The sequence below is a fragment of the Microbacterium terregens genome (assembly GCF_039534975.1).
In the GTDB taxonomy this organism is placed as follows: Bacteria; Actinomycetota; Actinomycetes; order Actinomycetales; family Microbacteriaceae; genus Microbacterium; species Microbacterium terregens.
Genome location: NZ_BAAAWH010000001.1, coordinates 2,856,112 through 2,874,189, shown reverse-complemented (window position 1 = coordinate 2,874,189; position 18,078 = coordinate 2,856,112). Strand labels below are relative to the sequence as shown.

The following is an 18,078-nucleotide window of genomic DNA, read 5'->3' as shown; positions in this document are numbered from 1 at the left end:
TTAACACCTAGGGGTTTGGTGTGCGCCAGTGACAGACGCGCTGGGGCTACCGTTTGCGATACCTGGACCAGGCGTCGAACCCCACGGCGAGCAGGATGATCACGCCGAGGGCGATCCCCTGGAACAGCGGGTCGACGCGCAGCAGCGTGAAGCCGTTGTAGAGCATCGCGATGAACAGGATGCCGAGCACGGTGCGCCACACGGCGCCCTCGCCGCCGAGGATCGACGTGCCGCCGACGACCATGCCCGCGAGCACCGTGAAGGTGAGGGTCGTGGCGATCGCGTCGCTCTCCGGCACGGACGGAACGCGTGCGAGGTCGATCACGCCCGCGATGCCCGCCGCGGTGCCGGCCAGCGCGAAGGTGGCGATGCGGACGAGGTTGACCCGGATGCCGGCCAGGCGGGCGGCCTCGGCGTTTCCTCCGGCGGCGTACACGTAGCGGCCGAACGTCGAGCGCCACAGCACGATCCCGAGCACGACGACCAGGATGAAGGCGATCCAGGTCGGCAGCGAGATGCCGAGGGGTTTGGTCTTGGCTATCCAGGTGAACTCCTCGAAGTCCACGCGGATCTGCCCGACACCCTCCTTGCCCGCCTGCGAGACGAGCTTGGTCAGGCCGAGGATGATGAAGCTCATCGCGAGGGTCGCTATGAGCGGGTTGATCTTGAGGTACGTGCTGATCACGCCGTTGGCGATGCCGACGAGAAGCCCGGCGAGGATGCCGATGGTGATCCCGAGCGCGGCGCCCTCGGCCCCGCCGACTCTGATCATGATGGTTCCGCAGACGACCGAGGTGAACATGTACGTGGCCCCGACCGAGAGGTCGATGCCACCGGCGATGAGGACGAGTGTGCTGGCCGCCGCGATGATCAGGATGCCGGACTGTCGGTCCAGGACGTTGCCGATGTTCTGGAAGGACAGGAACGCCGGGCTGCCGATCGAGAGCGCGATGAACACCGCGAGGAACGGCACGATGATCGCTACCGATCGCAGCGGGATGCGCCGTCGGATCCGGCTCGGCGTCGTGATCTCGGTGGTGCGGAAAGAGGTGGTGTCAGTCATGTGAGCTCACTCGTGATCGGGTCCGAGAAGGCGGCGGTGAGGATGTTCGTCTCTGTCATGTCGTCGCCGGCGAGTTCCGCGGCGACGCGGCCGCCGCGGATCACGACGATGCGATGGGCGAGGCCGAGCAGCTCCTCCACATCGGAGGAGATGACCAGTACGCCGACACCCTGGCCGGCCTGGTCCACGATGAGGTCGTAGATCGCGCGGCGCGAGCCGACGTCGACTCCCCGGGTCGGCTCGTCGGCGATCAGGACTTTCCGGGAACGTTGCAAGGCCCGTGCGAACAGCACCTTCTGCTGATTGCCGCCGGACAGGGCGGAGACGTTGCGGCGGTCGTCTCCGCTCACCCGGACGCGCTCGAGCAGGCGCCGCGCGACGGTGCGTTCGGCGCTGGTCTTCACCCAGCCGGCGGAGGCGACGGCGTGCAGGTTCGACAGCGTGACGTTCTGGCGGACCGGCCGTCCCGGTACGAGCCCCTGGTCTTTGCGCGACTCGGGGATCAGGAAGATCCCCTTGCGCAGAGATCCGGAGATCGAGGCGGATGCCGAGACTCCTCCGACGACGACGTCGCCGTCTGAGCGCCTCGTCGCCCCGTAGATCGCATGGGCGATTTCGCTGCGGCCCGCCCCGACGAGGCCCGCGAGCCCGACGATCTCGCCGGCACGGACCGACAGTGAGACGCCGTGCACGCCGGGTGCGGTGAGGTCGGTGACGATCAGCGCCTCCTGCGCATCGCCGCCGGGTGCCTCGGGTTTGTCGGGGAAGATCGCGCCCAGCGAACGGCCGAGCATTCCCTCGATGAGGCTTGTCTCGCTCTCGGCGGCCGCGGGGCCGGTGCGGATCAGCCTGCCGTCTCTGAGGATCGTCACGGTGTCAGCGAGCTCGAGCACCTCACCGAGGAAGTGCGAGATGAGCAGTACGGAGTGCCCGGATGCCGCAAGCTGGCGGACGATGCCGTGCAGGAGTCTCATGTCCTCACCGGAGAGCGCCGCGGTGGGTTCGTCCATGATGATGAGCGAGGACCCCCGCGCGAGCGCGCGGAGGATCTCGACCTTCTGCTGATCGGCGGTGCGGAGCGAGCCCGCGGGGACATCGGCCGGCAGGTCGAAGCCTGTCCGGTCGGCGAGCTCCGCGAACGAGCGGGCCAGCGCGCGGCGGTCGACGAAGCCCGCGGCGCGCGGCTCGCGGCCGAGGTACACGTTCTCGGCGACGGACAGGGCGGGAACGAGGGCAAGCTCTTGCGCGATCGTCGCGATGCCGCGGTCGAGGGCCTCCCGAGGCGAGCTGAAGCTCACCCCTTCGTCATTGACCAGCATCGAGCCGCGGTCGGCGGAATGGACGCCCGCGATGATCTTGCTGAGCGTCGACTTACCCGCGCCGTTCTCGCCGACGAGGGCGTGCACGAGCCCGGGCTCGATCACGAGGTCGATGTCCGAGAGCACGGGGACCCCGCCGAAGGACTTGCCGACGCCCCGCAGCTCGACGCGGAGCTGCGGGACGACGGTGCGCGCCGGATCTGTCGGCATCGATCAGCCAGGCCACTCGCCGGTGAACTGGTCTGCGGTGTCCTTGGTCATGATGCCGTCATTGGGGAAGTCCGCAGACGGATCGCGGTCGCCCCAGTGGTTGTCGTTTCGCAGAGCGTCGATGAGCGCCTCCATGCCGAGCTTGCCCATCGTGGCGGGCGCCATCACGACATCGGCGAAGACGATGCCCTCCGCGACCTTCTGGCGTCCCCACTCTGCACCGCCGTAGCCGACGAGCAGATAGTCGCCGGCGGCCTGGCCGGCCGCCTCGATGGCGAGCACCGAGCCCTGCAGGCCCTGATCGGATGTCACGACCGCGTCGATGTCCGAGTTGCCGGTGATGATGTCCGCGAGGGCGGTCTGCGCCGCCGCGGGATTCCAGAACGTCTCGCCCTCGGCCACGACCGTCACCGGTGATCCCGCTGTGGCTTCGGTGAAGGCATCCCAGATGGCGATACTGACGCTCGATGACTTCAGGTCGTGCAGGAAGGCGACGTTGCACGGGTCGAGATTCGCCGCGGCGCAGCCCTCGACCGTCTTCTCGCCGAGTTTGCGTCCGAGCTCGGACGGCACCTGAAGGACATTGGCGGACAGTCCCTTCAGCTGGGTCTTGGCCGTTGTGAAGTCCTCTCCGAGGATCTGGTCGATGTTGACGACGGTGAGGCCGGCATCCATCGCCTCCTGGACGACGTCGACGATCGCGGGACCGTAGACGGGCTGGACGATCATGCCGTCGTACTGTCCGGAGGCGATGACGTCTTCGATCAGCGTGCCCTGGAGGGCGGGGTCGAGGTTGGCGTCGAAAACCGTGATCTCGGCGTTTCCGGCGGCAGCGACCTCCTCGGCGGCGGCGAGCATCGGCTCGTCGTAGGTGTTGGCCACCGCGAAGGAGATGTAGGCGATCTGAAGCGTCTCGTCCTCCGGTGCGCTGGTCTGGCCGTCGCCACCGCCGCCCGGCCCGGCGGCGCAGCCGATGAGCAGGAGCGCCGCAGCGGCGAGGCCGATGGTCGAAGTCACCCCCCGACGGTGCTGCATTGCTGTGTTCTGACGCATGACCTCTCCCTTGAAATCGATGGCACGGCTCTGGATGCTGCTTTTCACCTTCTGGTTCCGATGATCACACTCGCTGTACGGGTATCCAGCAGGACTTCATTCATTCACTAGCACTGGACACTCTGCCCGGGGAGAGCGCGAAAGGCAAGGATCGCGTCGACGGCAGATCAGCCCGGCGAGCCGCCGGAACGCGCGAGCACGGCGCCGAGCGGATCGGGCGCTCGGCCGGTGAGCTGCGCGACGGTATCCGTCACGAGATCGCAGAAGCCCCCGCGGATCGCCTGCCCGATGGACACCGTGAGTCGGGCGCCGTATTGGTTGTGGCCCTCCGAACCGGCGCCGAGCAGCCCGAGCATCGCGTCATCGCTCACAACCTGGGGTGTGACCTCGTGCCCACCGATCTCGGAGTACAGACGGGCCAGGGCGGGGGCGTCGAAGGCCTCCGTGCCGGTGAGGTCGAGGGTCTCACCCTCATGGCCTCCGCCGACCAGGACGGCCGCTGCCGCGCGCGCGATGTCGTCTCGTGCGAGGTAGGCGCAGCGGCCGTCGCCGCGGTTGTGCACCAGAGTTCCGGATGCCAGCGCCGCCGCCGCTTCGAACACCTGGAAATCGGCGTAGAACCCGGCACGGAGGATCGTGTAGTCGGTGCCGCTGTTGCGGAGATGCTCCTCCGTCGCCCAGTGACTCGGCGCGATGATCGCCGGGTTGGCGGGCACGGGGGCAAGCATCGACGTGTAGAGAATGTGCCGGACACCGGCGGCGCGTGCGGCCTCGATCGCTGCGATCTGACCCCGGGCGCGACCGTCGATGTCGTCGGTGCTGATGATGACCGCGCGGTCGACGCCGACGAACGCATCGGCGAGGGTGGTCGGGTCGGTGAAGTCGGCCCGTCTCACGTCCGTCTCCGGCTGGGCCCCCGTGAATGCCGCCGGGGTGCGCGTCGCGAGCACGAGGTGGCGCCCCGTGCCGAGCGCAGCCGCGGCGTGCTTCGCGACAGCCCTGCCGAGGTGTCCGGACGCACCTGTGATGAGCAGAGAGATCGCGGCCTACTCTCCCCAGCCCGGCGCAGGCTCGATCGCGCCTGCGCCGAAGTGCCAGTACTCGCGCAGATCGCGCACCAGGCCGGCGGAGTCGAACAGCAGATAGAACTCGCCGGCGAGCGTGACATCCGCCCCGTCGTTCTTGAGAGTCACCCACCATTCGACGGCTGCGCGGTCGGTATTCGCGATGACGGTCCCGTAACGGACGTCGACGTCCGACTGAGTGGCGGTTACGCGGGTCCAGTAGTCATGGACTCCCTGACGGCCGCGGAAGGGCTCCTCATAGGGATTCTCGCGGTACAGCGCATCCTCACTGAACAGCGCGGCCGCGGCATCCGCGTCGCGGTCTTCCCAGGCCTTCTTGTAGTCGGCGAGCCAACGATCGATGTCCATTTCCGGTTCCCCTCTGACGTCCGTTGCAGCCTGACTGTACACGCTGGTGTGCACCGGGGGTCGACATGATCGAGAGGGTCGCCCGTACAATGACACAGCGGCCGTGCCATTGCAGGACCGGTTCATGACGAAGGTGAGTGGAAACCATGCCGGACAGCCTCGGTGGACGGCTCCGCGAAGTACGGACCAAGCGCGGCCTCAGCCTGCGCAGCGTGGCGCAGTCGCTCGGAGTCTCGGCGAGCTTGATCTCCCAGGTCGAGATCGGCAAGACACAGCCCTCGGTCGCCACGCTGTACGCCTTGGCGAGCCACCTGGGTGTCTCGATCGATGAATTGATGGGGATTGCGCAGCCCGGTCCGAAGCCGGCGGCTTCGCTCTTCGGCCACTCCGGGCCCGCGTTGCCGGATGTGCAGCGTGCGACGGAGAATCCGCGCATCGAAATGGAGAACGGCGTGCTGTGGGAACGGCTCGCAGCCGGCACCGGTGGACCCGCGGATGCGCTCCTGGTCACCTACGCGCCGGGTGCCAGCAGCTCCATCGAGGGCAAGCTCATGCGTCACGCGGGCGTGGAATACGCATATCTGCTCGAAGGGGAATTGACCCTGCATCTCGACTTCGAGACGTACGTCCTCCGGCCCGGCGACTCGCTCCAGTTCGATTCTGTGCGACCGCACCTCTACTCGAACCGCAGCTCGGAGGTCGCGAAGGGCGTGTGGTTCGTCGTCGGCCGGCGGCAGCAGAACGAGTCGCTCCGCGATGCGCCGGGGGCAGACGCGGTGGCCGGGCGCGCGCCGTCCTCGGCCGTCGATGTGCTGCGGGCGATGGACGACCTCGAAGCCTGATCGGCGGATGCCGGCCCTCAGCGCGTGTGCTGCGCAGCCCTCGGCGCCGTCGCCCACGGATCGACGAGCGTCTTGATCTGACGGGAACGACCTTCCAGAAGCGGCTGGAGGCCGGCCTCGACGACCTGGTCTATCGGGATGACCTCACCCGCGATATCGGACCAGTCATCTCGCGTGCCCAGCAGACGCACGGCCTGCGGGAAGTCGTCCTTGTAGACGTGCGCGACCGTCCCGACGATCGTGAACTCGTTCAGCGTCCATCGTCCGAGGGGCAGCGCGGGCTCGCCGCGCTGGATGCCGACCGGCACGATCGTCGCGCCGGGCTTGGCAGCATCGAGCACCGAGGCCAGGCCCGGGGCGGATCCGCTGACCTCGAAGAAGACGTCGACGTCCATGCCCAGCTCGTCCAGCTTGGCCGTCAGCGGCATCGAGCCGGAGATCATGCCCGACGTGGCGCCGAGTCGCAGGGCGAGGTCGATCCGGTCCTGGTTCAGGTCCACCACCAGCAGCCGGGCTCCGGTCGCCGCTGCGGCGACGGCGATGAACGCGCCGATGCCGCCGACGCCGACGATGACGGCGTCCTGGCCCGCTCGCAGGCCGCTGCGCCGGACGGCGTGCACGGCGATGGCCATGGGCTGAGTGAGCCCGAGCGTGTCGAGCGCAAGCCCGGAGTCCGACACGTCGAGCACGATCCCGGCCGGGACCACGACGTACCCCGCGAGACCGCCGTCGTGGTGGAACCCCACGGTCGTGTACGAACGGCAGAGGTTCGTGCGACCGTTGCGGCACGGCTTGCATTCCCCGCACGACACGCCGGCACCGCTCACGACGACGGCACCGACCGGAAGCGAGTCCACGCCGGGACCGACCGCCTCGATGACTCCGGTGAATTCGTGGCCCAGCGTGACGGGAGGGCTCGCCAGCACGAGTCCTCGGCCGAATTCGGTCGCATCGCTGCCGCAGACGCCGCAGACGGCGACGCGGATGAGCACCTCGCCCGCTCCGGGAACCGGCACCTCGACGTCATCGATGCGAAGGTCCCCCACATCGTGCAGCACGGCCGCGCGCATCCGGGTCACGCGAACGCGCCCTCGGAGATGGGCAGCTGCACCGCGGAGCGCTCCGCCAGCATCCAGCCCAGATACTTCTCGTAGACGGCGAGGTGGTGCGGGTGATCGAGATAGGTGTCCAGACCCGCCGCGTCGTCCAGGATCGCCGCGATCCCGTAATCGGCGCCCCCGGGACGCAGATGCAAGTTGGTGTCGGCGACGTAGGAGCGGATCTCGGGGATGGCCGCCGCCATCTCCTGGAGCGCCGTCGTCAACGCGGCGACGTCCGCCTCCGTGACCTCTGGCGTCCAGCGGAATGATGCCATGTGGAGGATCATGGTGTCCTGTTCTCCTCGCTGAGTAGTGACGTGAGCAACTGTCAAGCGACTGTCGGTAACCGTCAACCAAGGGTGTACGACGGAGCGGCAGTTGGCGCAAATCCCAGCGTACCGCGTGTCTGGTGTACATCGCTGCTGTATTCTCGACTCGCCAACGAAGGAGGGCTCCCCATGAGCGACCCGCGGATCGCCGTGCTCGGCGCAGGCGCGAACGGCGCATCGATCGGGGCGGATCTGACTGCCGCCGGGCATGACGTTCTCCTCGTGGAGCAGTGGCCTGCACACGTGGAACGGATGCGCTCGGACGGATTGCGGATACTCTCGCCCGAAGGTGAGCTGCACGTGCGTCCTCGCGTCGCCAACCTGTGCGAGGTCGCCGAGTTGAAGACCGACTTCGACGTGGTGCTCATGGTCATGAAGGCATACGACTCCCGCTGGGCCGCGCAGCTGATGGAGCCTCACCTCGCGTCGGACGGTCTCATGGCCGGCGTGCAGAACGGGATGACCGCTCGGGTGGTCCAGGACGTCGTCGGCGCTGAGCGCACCGTGGGCGTCGTCATCGAATGCTCGGCCACGATGAACCAGCCCGGTCTGGTGCACCGACACACGGGAGTCGCCCGATCATGGTTCGCCGTAGGTGCACTTCCCGGTGGCCCGGTCGGCCGGATCGAGGAGGTCGCGGGCCTGCTGCGCCACTCGGGAACCGTGGCGATATCCGACGACATCGAGGCCGCGAAATGGATGAAGCTCGTCAGCAACGCGACCCTCCTCGTCACCTCGGCGGTGCTCGGTCTGCCGATGCTCGACGCCCTGCAGCTGCCGGGCTATCGCGACGTCATGGTAGCCGCCGGAAACGAGGCGCTCGCGGTCGGGGCGGGCCTCGGCCACCCCGTGCTCCCGATCTTCGGACTCACGGCGGACGAGATCGCGGATCGCGCGAGGGTCGTCGAGATCATGACCGACAAGCTCTTCGCGGGATTCGTCGTCCCCGGCGCGACGACGACTGTGCTTCAGGACTGGCGCAAGGGGCGTCACAGCGAGGTCGACGACCTCAACGGCACTGTCGTCCGCGAGGGCATCGGTCTCGGCATCCCCACGCCGGTGAACGCCGTCGTCGTCGAGCTGGCGCACCGTATCGAGCGGGGAGAGGCCGAACCAGACCCCGGGCACCTGGCGCGCATGCTCGTCGAAGTCGCCTGAGGTCGCGCTCAGTCCGCGAAGATCTGCGGACTCTTCACGAGCTGTCGTCGGGTGCGTCGGATGTGCCCGGCGAGCACGCGCTCGGCCTCTTCGACATCGCCGTCGCGGAGCGCGGCGACGATGAGGTGGTGCTCCTCGTGCGCGATGCGTCGCGAGTCCGCCTCCCACGAAGCGACGTACGCGCGACGATACGGCGCCGTCGTGTTCCAGAGCTTCTGGATGAGGTCACCGAGCTGGGACGTGTGCGCACCGGCGTAGCTGGCGAGATGGAACTGCCTGTCCAGCGCGAGGAAGGTGTCCGTGTCGGCACCGTCGACGGTGATGCGCCGCGCCAGGTCGGCGAGTTTCTGGATCTCCTGCGCGCTCAGGTGCGGCGCGCTGTACCGCAGCAGCAGAGGCTCGAGTCGCTCGCGCATCTGATAGACCTCCTCGCACTCGGCGAGGGTCAGGCTCGACACCCACGCGCCCGCGTTCGCGACGACGGTCACGAGCCCCTCGTACTCCAACTGTTGCAGCGCCTGGCGCACGGGGACGCGGCTCGCGCCGAATCTCGAGGCGAGGTCCTCCTGGCGGATGCGTGTTCCCGGCGGATAACTGCCGCTGACTATTCCTTCGCGGATGCTGTGGGCGATGCGCGCGCCGGCGTCGCCGTCCCGGCTGCGGCCGACTTCGGTGTTCTCGTCGACGCTCACTCTGCCGGCCTCGCCGGATGCCAGAGCTTGACCGGAGCGTCCGCCTCGTACGCCTTGCCGTCCGGAAAGCTCACGAGTTCGAACTGCATGCCCCACGGCGACCGGAAATACAGCCAGCGCTGGCCGGCCGAGGCGCCGGCGCTGGCGACCGGCGCCCCCATGACCTCCACGCCCTTCGCGCGCAGGAACGCCTCGGCCTCGTCCATGTCGTCGACGTAGAGCGCGAGGTGGTGCCCGCCGATGTCGCTGTTGCGGGGCTGGGGATGCTGTCCGTCGGCCGCGTCGTACGAGAACACCTCGAGGTTGGTGCCGGAACCCAGCCGGTAGAAGCGGATCTCGCGGATCACCGTACGCGGGTGCACGCCCAGCTGCGTGGTCATCCATTCGTCCTCCGCCCGCTTCGCACCCAAGACATAGATCGGCACTGCGCCGAGGATGTCGACGAGGAAGCGTTCCGCCTCGTCCAGATCTGGGACGGTGAACCCGAAGTGGTCCACGCCTCGCATCCCCGGCAGCGTCGCACTCATCCGTGACCTCCTCGTGCTGATTGGATCCAGTATGCCAAGGATGGGAGCATCAGCCCAGACCCTGATCGCCCGAAGGCTTGTATTGGATCCAATTGAGGATTAGCCTGGCGATCGCGCGGGGATGTGGCGCGGACCGTGCACTGGCCGGACGTGCACTGTCCGAAATCAGCACTGTCCGAAACGTGCACGTCCGAAACGTGCAGGTCCGAAACGGGCACGTCCGAGACGGGCACTGTCAAGGGAGATGGCGAGATGCCGAAGCGACGACGCTTGCAGACCGGAGTCGAGTGGATCCAGCTCGAGACCACGGCGGCGGACTGGAAGGCTGCGGATCCCGCCCTGCTCACCACGATGCTCGGGCAGCTGCACCTCATCCGCGCCTTCGAGGAATCCGTCCTCGATCTCGCCGCGGCCGGACTCGTGCACGGCCCCGCGCACTCGAGCATCGGCCAGGAGGGCGGCGCGGTCGGCTCGATCGTCGGCCTGCGATCCACGGATGCCGTGAACGGCTCGCACCGCGGCCACCACCAGTTCCTCGCGAAGGCCATCCAGCACGTGTCGGCGGGGGAGCTCGACCTGGCCGCGCTGGTGTCCCCGCAGCTGCAGGATCTGCTGCAGCGGACGCTGGCCGAGATCCTCGGACTGGCGCAGGGATTCTCCGGCGGGCGCGGCGGATCGATGCACCTGCAGTGGCTGGAGGCGGGTGCGCTCGGCACGAATGCCATCGTCGGCGGCGGAGCCCCCATCGCGGCGGGTCACGCGTGGGCGCAGAAGCACGCGGCGACGACGGACGTCTCGATCAACTACTTCGGAGACGGCGCGAGTCAGATCGGGTCGGTGCTGGAGTCGATGAACCTGGCTGCGGCATGGAAGCTGCCGGTGATGTACTTCATCGAGAACAACCTCTACGCCGTCTCGACGCACGCCGACGAGGTGACCGCCGATCCCCGGTTCTCGGTGCGAGGTCAGGGCTTCGGCATCCCGAGCTGGCGTGTCGACGGGATGGATCCGCTCGCCGTTCACCTCGCCACGGTCGAGGCGACCGCCCGCATGCGCGCGGGGGAGGGGCCGGCCATCGTCGAGGCGGAGGTCTACCGCTTCTTCCACCAGAACGGACCGTACCCGGGGAGCGCGTTCGGCTACCGCACGAAGGACGAAGAGGCGCTGTGGCGAGCGCGCGACCCGCTCGATCTCGTTGCACGCAGGATGCGGGAGCTGTCGCAGGTCGACGACGACCAGATCGTCGCGGTGCGTGAGCAGGCCCAGGCCGCGATGGCCACCGCCGTCGCGAACCTCACGGAGGATGATCCCGACAACGACGGCCGCCGGCGCATCCGCCCCGGTCTCTGGCCCGATCCGTCTGTCGTCGATACCGGAATCCGTGGTGACGCGAGCGAGCTCGAGGGACTCGACGCCCTCCCGTCGGCAGGCGCGTGGCGTGAGACGAAATTCGTCGATGCGATCGCCGCGACGCTGGATCGGCGGATGGAGACGGACGAGCGGATCATCGTGCTCGGCGAGGATGTGCATCGCCTGAACGGCGGCACCAACGGCGCGACGAAGGGTCTCGCGAAGAAGTACGGCCCGGACCGGGTGATCGGCACGCCGATCAGCGAGAACGGCTTCTTCGGCCTGGCCGGCGGGGTGGCGCTGGACGGCCGTTTCCGGCCCATCGTCGAGTTCATGTACCCGGACTTCATGTGGGTCGCCGCCGACCAGGTGTTCAACCAGGTCGGCAAGGCGCGGCACATGTTCGGCGACAACAACACGGTGCCCCTGGTGCTGCGCACGAAGGTGGCGATGGGTTCGGGGTACGGCTCGCAGCACCTGATGGACCCGGCCGGGATCTTCGCGACGCAGGCGGGCTGGCGGATCGTGGCCGCATCGACCGCGGCCGATTACGTCGGGCTCATGAACGCGGCGCTCGCCCTCGAGGACCCCGTCCTGGTGATCGAGCACGTCGACCTGTACGGACAGGCCGACCGGGTGCCGGAGGGTGAGCTCGACTACGTCATCCCGCCGGGTTCTGCCGCCGTGCGCCGCAGCGGGTCGGAGGTCACGGTGCTGACCTATCTGTCGATGGTCGCCCACGCGCTGGAGGCGGTCGAACAGACCGGCATCGACGCGGAGGTCATCGATCTGCGCTGGTTGGATCGGGCGTCGCTGGATTGGGACACGATCGGCGAGAGCATCCGCAAGACCAACAACGTGCTGATCGTCGAGCAGGGCGCGCGCGGTCCGTCGTATGGAAGCTGGCTGGCCGACGAGCTGCAGCGTCGCTTCTTCGACTGGCTCGATCAGCCCATCGAGCGGGTTACCGGAGGAGAGGCGAGTCCCAGCATCTCGAAGGTCCTCGAGCGTGCGGCGATCGCCGGTACGGAGCAGGTCGTCGCCGGCCTGGAACGAGTGCGCGCTGCGTGGGGAGGCCGCTGATGGGCGTCGTGGTGCGGATGCCGCAGCTCGCTGCCGGCGGGAACGAGGCGGCCATCCAGACCTGGCTCATCGACGTCGGTGATGAGGTCGCCGCCGGCCAGGCGATCGTCGAGATCGAGACCGAGAAGGCCGTGGTCGAACACGAGGCCGAAGCCGACGGGACGATCGCGGCTGTGCTCGTGGCCGCCGGTGAGTCCGCTGCCGTGGGAAGCCCGATCGCCGTTCTGGCGTTGGCGGGCGAGAGCGCCGAGGAGGCGATGCGCAGCGTCGATGTCGCAGCGCCGACGTCGCCCTCGGTCGCTCAGGATGGCATGACCGAAGGAGCGGCGCAGGGTTCGACCGCCGTGCCCGAACCCGCGCCGACGATTGCTCCGGTTCCCGTCGCGACCGCGGGCCGCCGGCTGTTCGCCAGTCCGCTGGTGCGCCGGATCGCCCGCGAGCGCGGCATCGACCTGTCCACGATCGCCGGATCAGGACCGAACGGGCGGGTCGTGCGGCGCGACCTGGAGGCCGAGGTCGCACCCGCCGATGATGCGCCGGTCGCGGTGCCGATGACGTCCGTCGCGGCATCCGCTCGTTCCGACGCCGTCGCACCTGCGTACAACGACATCCCGCACACCGGCATGCGCCGCGCGATCGCCCGACGCCTGGCCGAGAGCAAGACCACCGTGCCGCACTTCTACCTGGTCGCGGATTGCCGTGTCGACGAGCTGCTCGCCGTGCGCGCGCGCATCAACGAAGGGCCCGACCTCAAGATCTCCGTGAACGATCTCGTCGTCAAGGCCCTCGCCGCCGCGCTGCACGATGTGCCCGAGGCCAACGCGATCTGGACGGACGACGCGACCCGCCGGTTCACCGGTGTCGACATCGCGGTGGCCGTTGCCGTGCCAGGAGGTCTGCTGACGCCGGTCGTCACCGGTGTCGAGCGGATGCCGCTGGGTGAGCTCAGCGGCGTCGTCCGAGATCTCGCCGAGCGTGCGCGCGGGGGTCGTCTCAAGCAGCACGAGCTCGAGGGCGGTTCCTTCGCGGTCTCGAACCTCGGCATGTACGGCACGCGGGAGTTCTCGGCCATCATCAACCCACCGCACGCGGGGATCCTCGCCGTGGGGGCTGCGACCCAGCGCCCGGTGGTCGAGGCGAGCGGAGAACTCGCCGCGGCGACGGTCATGACCGTGACGCTTTCCGCCGATCACCGGGTGCTCGACGGAGCGCTCGCCGCCCAGTTGCTGGCGGCTTTCGTCCGTCGCATCGAGAACCCGCTGAGCATGCTGGTCTGACCGTCAGACCAGATCCCGCCAGTCCAGACTGTCCGCCTCTTCGTCCGCCTCCAGCGGGGCGTTGTCGTTCAGTCCGAGCGGTGTGCCGCTGGCGGTGATCACCGGCAAGGACATCGTCTCGGTGACCGGCCCCATCAGGGTCGCCTCGTCCCTCCGGTGGCGCAGGACATCATCGATGTAGCTGGTGAGCACCTCGGCCAGCGGCACCGAGCGGCCCCGGCGCTGCGACATGTACCAGCGATGCTCCAGCACCTGGTGGAACACCTCGGCCGGCTCCAGCTTGGCACGCAGGTCGAACGGGATCGCCTTGACCACGGGCTCGAAGACGCGCGTCAGCCACTCGTGCGCGACCATGTCTTCGTCATCGCCGAGGCGCGAGATCCGTGCCCGGAACTCGTCGAGATCGTTCAGCAGCCGCCGGGCCTGGTTCTCTTCGACATCGAGGCCGGTGAGGCGCAGCAGGCGGCGCTGGTGGTGTCCGGCATCGACGACCTTCGGCTGGATCGAGACCTTCGTCCCGTCGGTCATGGCCTGGATCGACATCTCGCCGATGTCGAACCCGAGATCGTTGAGCTGCTGCACGCGCTCCGTGAGGCGCCACGACTCGTTCGCGGCGAACGTCTCCTGGTCGGTCAGGGCCGCCCACAGCAGCCGATACGACGAGATGATGCCGTCCGCGATCGCCAGCGCGTCGACTCCGCCCTCGAGGCGCCCACCCGCTTCGAGGTCCATGATCTCGCCGGCGATGTTCGTCCGCGCGACGTCCAGGTCATGGGCGCGCTGGCCGGGAGTCAGGCCGGTCTCGTGCAGCTCGCCGGTCTCGGCATCCACCAGGTACGCCGCGAAGGCTCCGGCATCCCGACGGAACAGCGTGTTCGACAGTGACACGTCGCCCCAGAAGAAGCCCACGTTGTGCAGGCGCACCAGCAGAACCGCCAGCGCGTCCACCAGGCGGTTCGCGGTGTCCGGGCGAAGCACCTGCGTGAACAGCGCGCGGTACGGCAGGGAGAATTTCAGATGCGCGGTGACCAGCGCCGCCGGCAGGGGCCTGCCCGCGGCATCCGTCCTTCCGGCGATCACCGCGACGCGCTGGACGCACGGGGCGTCGAGGCGATCGAGGTTTCCGAGCATGTCGTACTCGCGACGGGCCATCTGCTCCGTCGTCTCCTTGATCGCCACCACCCGCCCCGACAGGTTCGCGAAGCGGACGAGGTGACGGGAGAGGCCTTTGGGGAGGAACACGATCGTGCTGCTCGGCCATTCGGCCAGCGGGGTCGACCAGGGCAACGCCAGCAGGCCGGGGTCGACCGAGCTTGCGGTGATGCTCAGCGCGTCTGCCATGTGACTCCACGGACTCTGGAAATGAGACCGCGGCGCGGGGGTCGATGACCCTCCGCGCCGCGGCCGATGACGCTAGACGCCGGAGATGACCGGAGCGTCGTTGAGGCGCTCGCCGGTCTCGACGTCGAACGCGTGGACGTGACCCGCGGTCGCGGCGAGAGTGACCGTCTCGCCCGCGTTCGGGTGGTTGCGGCCGTCGACGCGCGCGACGATGTCGGTGCGCTTGCCGCCGATGTCGGTGTGCCCGTACAGGTAGCCGTCCGCGCCGAGTTCCTCGACGAGGTCGACGACGACCGAGAGGCCCTTGCCGTCGGCGGGGCCGACGACGATGTCCTCCGGGCGGACGCCGACGGTGACCTGGCTGCCGTTCGCACGGCCGACCGTGTCGCGGTCCAGCGGGACGACCTCGGTGCCGAACTGCACGCCGCCCTCGGCGAGGTCCGCTTGGAAGAGGTTCATCGCGGGGGAGCCGATGAAGCCGGCCACGAACACGTTGTTCGGGCGCTCGTACAGCTCGCGCGGCGTGCCGACCTGCTGCAGGAGCCCGTCCTTGAGCACCGCGATGCGGTCACCCATGGTGAGGGCCTCGGTCTGGTCGTGCGTGACATAGACCGTGGTGACGCCGAGTCGACGCTGCAGCGATGCGATCTGCGTACGCGTCTGCACGCGCAGCTTGGCATCCAGGTTGGACAGCGGCTCGTCCATGAGGAACACCTGGGGCTGACGCACGATCGCGCGGCCCATGGCCACGCGCTGGCGCTGGCCGCCCGAGAGCGCCTTGGGCTTGCGGGTCAGGTAGTCCTCGAGGTCGAGCAGCTTGGCTGCTTCAAGGACGCGCGCTGCGCGCTCGTCCTTGCCGATGCCGGCGATCTTCAGCGCGAAACCCATGTTCTCGGCGACAGTCATGTGCGGGTACAGCGCGTAGTTCTGGAACACCATCGCGATGTCGCGGTCTTTCGGCGGCACGTCGGTGACGTCGCGGTCGCCGATGAGTATACGGCCGGAGTTGACCTCTTCGAGGCCGGCCAGCATCCGCAGCGACGTGGACTTGCCGCAGCCGGACGGTCCGACCAGGACGAGGAACTCGCCGTCGCCGACTTCGAGGTTGAGCTTGTCGACCGCCGGGCGCGTGCCTCCGGGGTACAAGCGGGTTGCGTTGTCGAACGTGACTGACGCCATTTGTTCTTCTCCTTCACCGGCAGGTACGTGCCGGACGATCCGTAGTGATGGAATTTGCGGGGCTAACCGCACGCCCGTCATTGGGCGCTCCATTAGTATGCCACGGGGTCCTGCGCAGGCTCCGTCTGGGTATTTCACAGCCTGCCTGGCTAGCATCGTCAACGGCCGCCTTACCCGTGCGGCCAGGTCGGCGCCCGCCGCGCAAGCGACACCCGCCGGCTGAATGTCCGCCCCGAGAGGTCCCATGTCGAGCGACGAATCCCCGAACGTTCCCGCTGAGCGGGACCGCCGTCATGCGGTGCGCGAGAAGGCGCAGCAGGTTCAGGCGCAGCAGTCGCGAGCCCGCGTGGTCCGCACCGCATCGGTCGTCACCGCGCTGATCGCCGTCATCGCCATCGCGGCGGTCGTCGTGGTCTGGGCCGTCTCTTCGGCGGCGTCGAAGCCGCTTCTGAAGCCCGCCAACGTCACCGACGACGGGTTCGTCGTGACGACGGTCTCCGGAGTCGGTGCACCCACAGACTCCGGGTCCGTCAGCAGCGAGTCACCCGGAGCACTCGGAACGGTACCCACCGACGAAGAGCCGCTCGCCGAGCCGGCCACGCCGGCTCCGGCCGAGACCGAGCAGCCCGTCGTCGATATCCGCGTCTACGTCGACTATCTCTCGACCGGCTCGCACGACTTCCAGGTCGCCAACGTTCAGCAGCTGTCGAAGTGGGTCAGTGAGGACGCCGCGACGCTGACCTATTACCCGGTTGCGATGCTGACGGCCAAGTCCAACGGCACCAAGTACTCGCTGCGTGCGGCCAGCGCTGCGGCGTGCGTCGCCACGCACTCGCCGGACACGTTCTTCGCTTTCAACAACGCGCTGCTGGGTCAGCAGCCCGCCGTGGATTCCGATGGGTACACCGACGTGGAGCTTGCCGACATGGCGATCGCCAGCGGATCGGACTCGCCGAAGGTCGTGCGCTCCTGCATCGAGAAGGAGTCGTTCTCATCGTGGGCCAAGTCCGCGACCGAGCGCGCCCTCCAGGGTCTGCCCGACACCAAGGGGGTCGCCCTCACCGGCACGCCCATGGTGCTCGTCAACGGGATGCCGTACGTCGGTGCTCTCGATGACCCGAAGGAGTTCGCTCAGTTCGTGCTGACAAGCGCGAGTGACGCGTACTACAAGACGCCCACCCCGACTCCGACCCCGACCGTCACCCCGACGCCCGCGACCACGCCGTAGCGCTCGCTTCGCCACGGACGGAGGGATGCCGCGCGCCGGCTCCGTGCGTCGGCGTTCGATAGACTGTGGCACTTGCCGACTTGGCGCAATTGGTAGCGCACCTAACTTGTAATTAGGGGGTTACGGGTTCAAGTCCCGTAGTCGGCTCCACAACCGCGACCGGGATTGGGCGCGACCTCCAGTCCGTCCGCACCGGAGGCGACGACTCCCGCACCCTGTCCGGCCGGATCGGGTCACGCCGTTGCGTACGCGGTCCGGTATCGCAGGGCGACCGCTCCCGACCGGAACTCATGGCGATCCACGAGCTCGAGCGGGATGCGCTCGCGCAGACCGGCCAGCAACGTCGGCCCGTGTCCGGCAAGGACCGGCTGCACGACGAACTCGTACTCGTCGATCAGTCCCAGATCTGCCAGTGCCAGGGGGAGCGTCACTCCGCCCACCCACAGGCCCTCGCCTGGCTCCTGTTTGAGCCGGCGGACCGCTTGCCCCACGTCGCCTCGCACCAGCTCGGCATTCCAATCGGCCCCGCTCAGCGTGCTCGACACGACGTGCTTCTTCGCCCGGTCGATGGTCTCGGCGAACGGGATCTCCCAGTCATTCATCCAGTCGGGCCACGTGCCCGTGGCCGGCTGCCGCCACGCCGACTCCATCATCTCGTAGGTCACCCGGCCGAAGAGCAGGGCATCGGCTCGTTGCATCTCAGCAGTCCAGTAGCGCATCGACTCCTCGTCGGGGGCGAGCCCCGCCTCGTGATGGACGCAGCCGTCGAGTGTGACGTTGATCGAGTATCGAAGCGGTCGCATCTCGTTGCTCTCCCTTTATCCGCGCAGCGCCTACACCTGACCGCACTCAGAGTACTGTCGCCGCCATTCTCATCGGCGCTCGATCGGGCGC

General features: G+C 68.3%; 17 protein-coding genes and 1 tRNA gene. 6 read left to right on the top strand and 12 right to left on the bottom strand.

All coding sequences use genetic code 11. The features are described 5' to 3' along the window. Positions 1–46: 46 nt before the first annotated feature. The 5 genes from ABD655_RS13345 to ABD655_RS13325 form a co-directional block, all read right to left on the bottom strand. Complete coding sequence (locus tag ABD655_RS13345) at positions 47–1,063, bottom strand: ABC transporter permease (protein ID WP_344714657.1); 1,017 nt, start codon at positions 1,061–1,063, stop codon at positions 47–49. Further along, positions 1,060–2,592: a sugar ABC transporter ATP-binding protein gene (locus tag ABD655_RS13340; protein WP_344714655.1), complete on the bottom strand. Its 1,533-nt coding sequence runs from the start codon at positions 2,590–2,592 to the stop codon at positions 1,060–1,062. The genes ABD655_RS13345 and ABD655_RS13340 overlap by 4 nt, the downstream gene beginning before the upstream one ends. 3 nt (positions 2,593–2,595) lie before the next feature. Continuing rightward, positions 2,596–3,609, bottom strand: a complete 1,014-nt coding sequence (locus ABD655_RS13335) for a sugar ABC transporter substrate-binding protein (protein ID WP_344714652.1) — start codon at positions 3,607–3,609, stop codon at positions 2,596–2,598. 203 nt (positions 3,610–3,812) lie between these two features. After that, a complete protein-coding gene (locus ABD655_RS13330) occupies positions 3,813–4,673 on the bottom strand; it encodes an NAD(P)H-binding protein (RefSeq protein ID WP_344715858.1) in 861 nt (286 codons plus the stop codon). A gap of 18 nt (positions 4,674–4,691) precedes the next feature. Further along, positions 4,692–5,078: a nuclear transport factor 2 family protein gene (locus ABD655_RS13325; protein WP_344714651.1), complete on the bottom strand. Its 387-nt coding sequence runs from the start codon at positions 5,076–5,078 to the stop codon at positions 4,692–4,694. Between the two features lie 146 nt (positions 5,079–5,224). Here ABD655_RS13325 and ABD655_RS13320 point away from each other — a divergent pair, with 146 nt between their 5' ends. Continuing rightward, positions 5,225–5,920 (top strand): helix-turn-helix domain-containing protein, encoded by a 696-nt coding sequence (locus ABD655_RS13320; protein WP_344715856.1) that lies wholly within the window; start codon positions 5,225–5,227, stop codon positions 5,918–5,920. Between the two features lie 17 nt (positions 5,921–5,937). Here ABD655_RS13320 and ABD655_RS13315 read toward each other — a convergent pair whose 3' ends face one another. Continuing rightward, positions 5,938–6,990: a zinc-dependent alcohol dehydrogenase gene (locus tag ABD655_RS13315; RefSeq protein ID WP_344715853.1), complete on the bottom strand. Its 1,053-nt coding sequence runs from the start codon at positions 6,988–6,990 to the stop codon at positions 5,938–5,940. A 5-nt stretch (positions 6,991–6,995) separates the two neighbouring features. Further along, positions 6,996–7,295, bottom strand: a complete 300-nt coding sequence (locus ABD655_RS13310) for a Dabb family protein (RefSeq protein ID WP_344714649.1) — start codon at positions 7,293–7,295, stop codon at positions 6,996–6,998. A 183-nt stretch (positions 7,296–7,478) separates the two neighbouring features. Here ABD655_RS13310 and ABD655_RS13305 point away from each other — a divergent pair, with 183 nt between their 5' ends. After that, entirely contained in the window at positions 7,479–8,507 is a 1,029-nt protein-coding gene (locus tag ABD655_RS13305) for a ketopantoate reductase family protein (RefSeq protein ID WP_344714647.1), read from the top strand. An 8-nt stretch (positions 8,508–8,515) separates the two neighbouring features. Here the strand turns inward: ABD655_RS13305 and ABD655_RS13300 are convergent, their stop codons facing one another. Together ABD655_RS13300 and ABD655_RS13295 are read right to left on the bottom strand one after the other, a co-directional pair. After that, positions 8,516–9,199, bottom strand: a complete 684-nt coding sequence (locus ABD655_RS13300) for a GntR family transcriptional regulator (RefSeq protein WP_344714645.1) — start codon at positions 9,197–9,199, stop codon at positions 8,516–8,518. Next, entirely contained in the window at positions 9,196–9,726 is a 531-nt protein-coding gene (locus ABD655_RS13295; RefSeq protein ID WP_344714643.1) for a VOC family protein, read from the bottom strand. The genes ABD655_RS13300 and ABD655_RS13295 overlap by 4 nt, the downstream gene beginning before the upstream one ends. A 252-nt stretch (positions 9,727–9,978) precedes the next feature. Between ABD655_RS13295 and ABD655_RS13290 the strand changes: the two genes are divergently transcribed. Next, positions 9,979–12,159 carry an alpha-ketoacid dehydrogenase subunit alpha/beta gene (locus ABD655_RS13290; RefSeq protein WP_344714641.1) on the top strand — a complete coding sequence of 727 codons (2,181 nt, stop codon included), beginning with the start codon at positions 9,979–9,981 and terminating at the stop codon, positions 12,157–12,159. Further along, complete coding sequence (locus ABD655_RS13285; RefSeq protein ID WP_344714639.1) at positions 12,159–13,436, top strand: dihydrolipoamide acetyltransferase family protein; 1,278 nt, start codon at positions 12,159–12,161, stop codon at positions 13,434–13,436. Before ABD655_RS13290 ends, ABD655_RS13285 begins: the two co-directional genes overlap by 1 nt. Positions 13,437–13,439: 3 nt before the next feature. On the opposite strand, the gene ABD655_RS13280 is transcribed toward ABD655_RS13285, so the two are convergent. Together ABD655_RS13280 and ABD655_RS13275 are read right to left on the bottom strand one after the other, a co-directional pair. Further along, positions 13,440–14,777, bottom strand: coding sequence for a DUF4032 domain-containing protein (locus ABD655_RS13280; RefSeq protein ID WP_344714637.1), 1,338 nt, complete (start codon positions 14,775–14,777; stop codon positions 13,440–13,442). 72 nt (positions 14,778–14,849) lie between these two features. Beyond that, a complete protein-coding gene (locus ABD655_RS13275) occupies positions 14,850–15,956 on the bottom strand; it encodes an ABC transporter ATP-binding protein (protein ID WP_344714635.1) in 1,107 nt (368 codons plus the stop codon). A gap of 244 nt (positions 15,957–16,200) precedes the next feature. Here ABD655_RS13275 and ABD655_RS13270 point away from each other — a divergent pair, with 244 nt between their 5' ends. Then, on the top strand, positions 16,201–17,184 hold the full coding sequence (locus ABD655_RS13270; RefSeq protein WP_344714633.1) for a DsbA family protein: 984 nt from the start codon (positions 16,201–16,203) through the stop codon (positions 17,182–17,184). Positions 17,185–17,258: 74 nt separating this feature from the next. Next, positions 17,259–17,334, top strand: a tRNA-Thr gene (locus tag ABD655_RS13265). Between the two features lie 83 nt (positions 17,335–17,417). On the opposite strand, the gene ABD655_RS13260 is transcribed toward ABD655_RS13265, so the two are convergent. Beyond that, positions 17,418–17,987, bottom strand: a complete 570-nt coding sequence (locus ABD655_RS13260; protein ID WP_344714631.1) for a dihydrofolate reductase family protein — start codon at positions 17,985–17,987, stop codon at positions 17,418–17,420. Between the last annotated feature and the right edge of the window lie 91 nt (positions 17,988–18,078).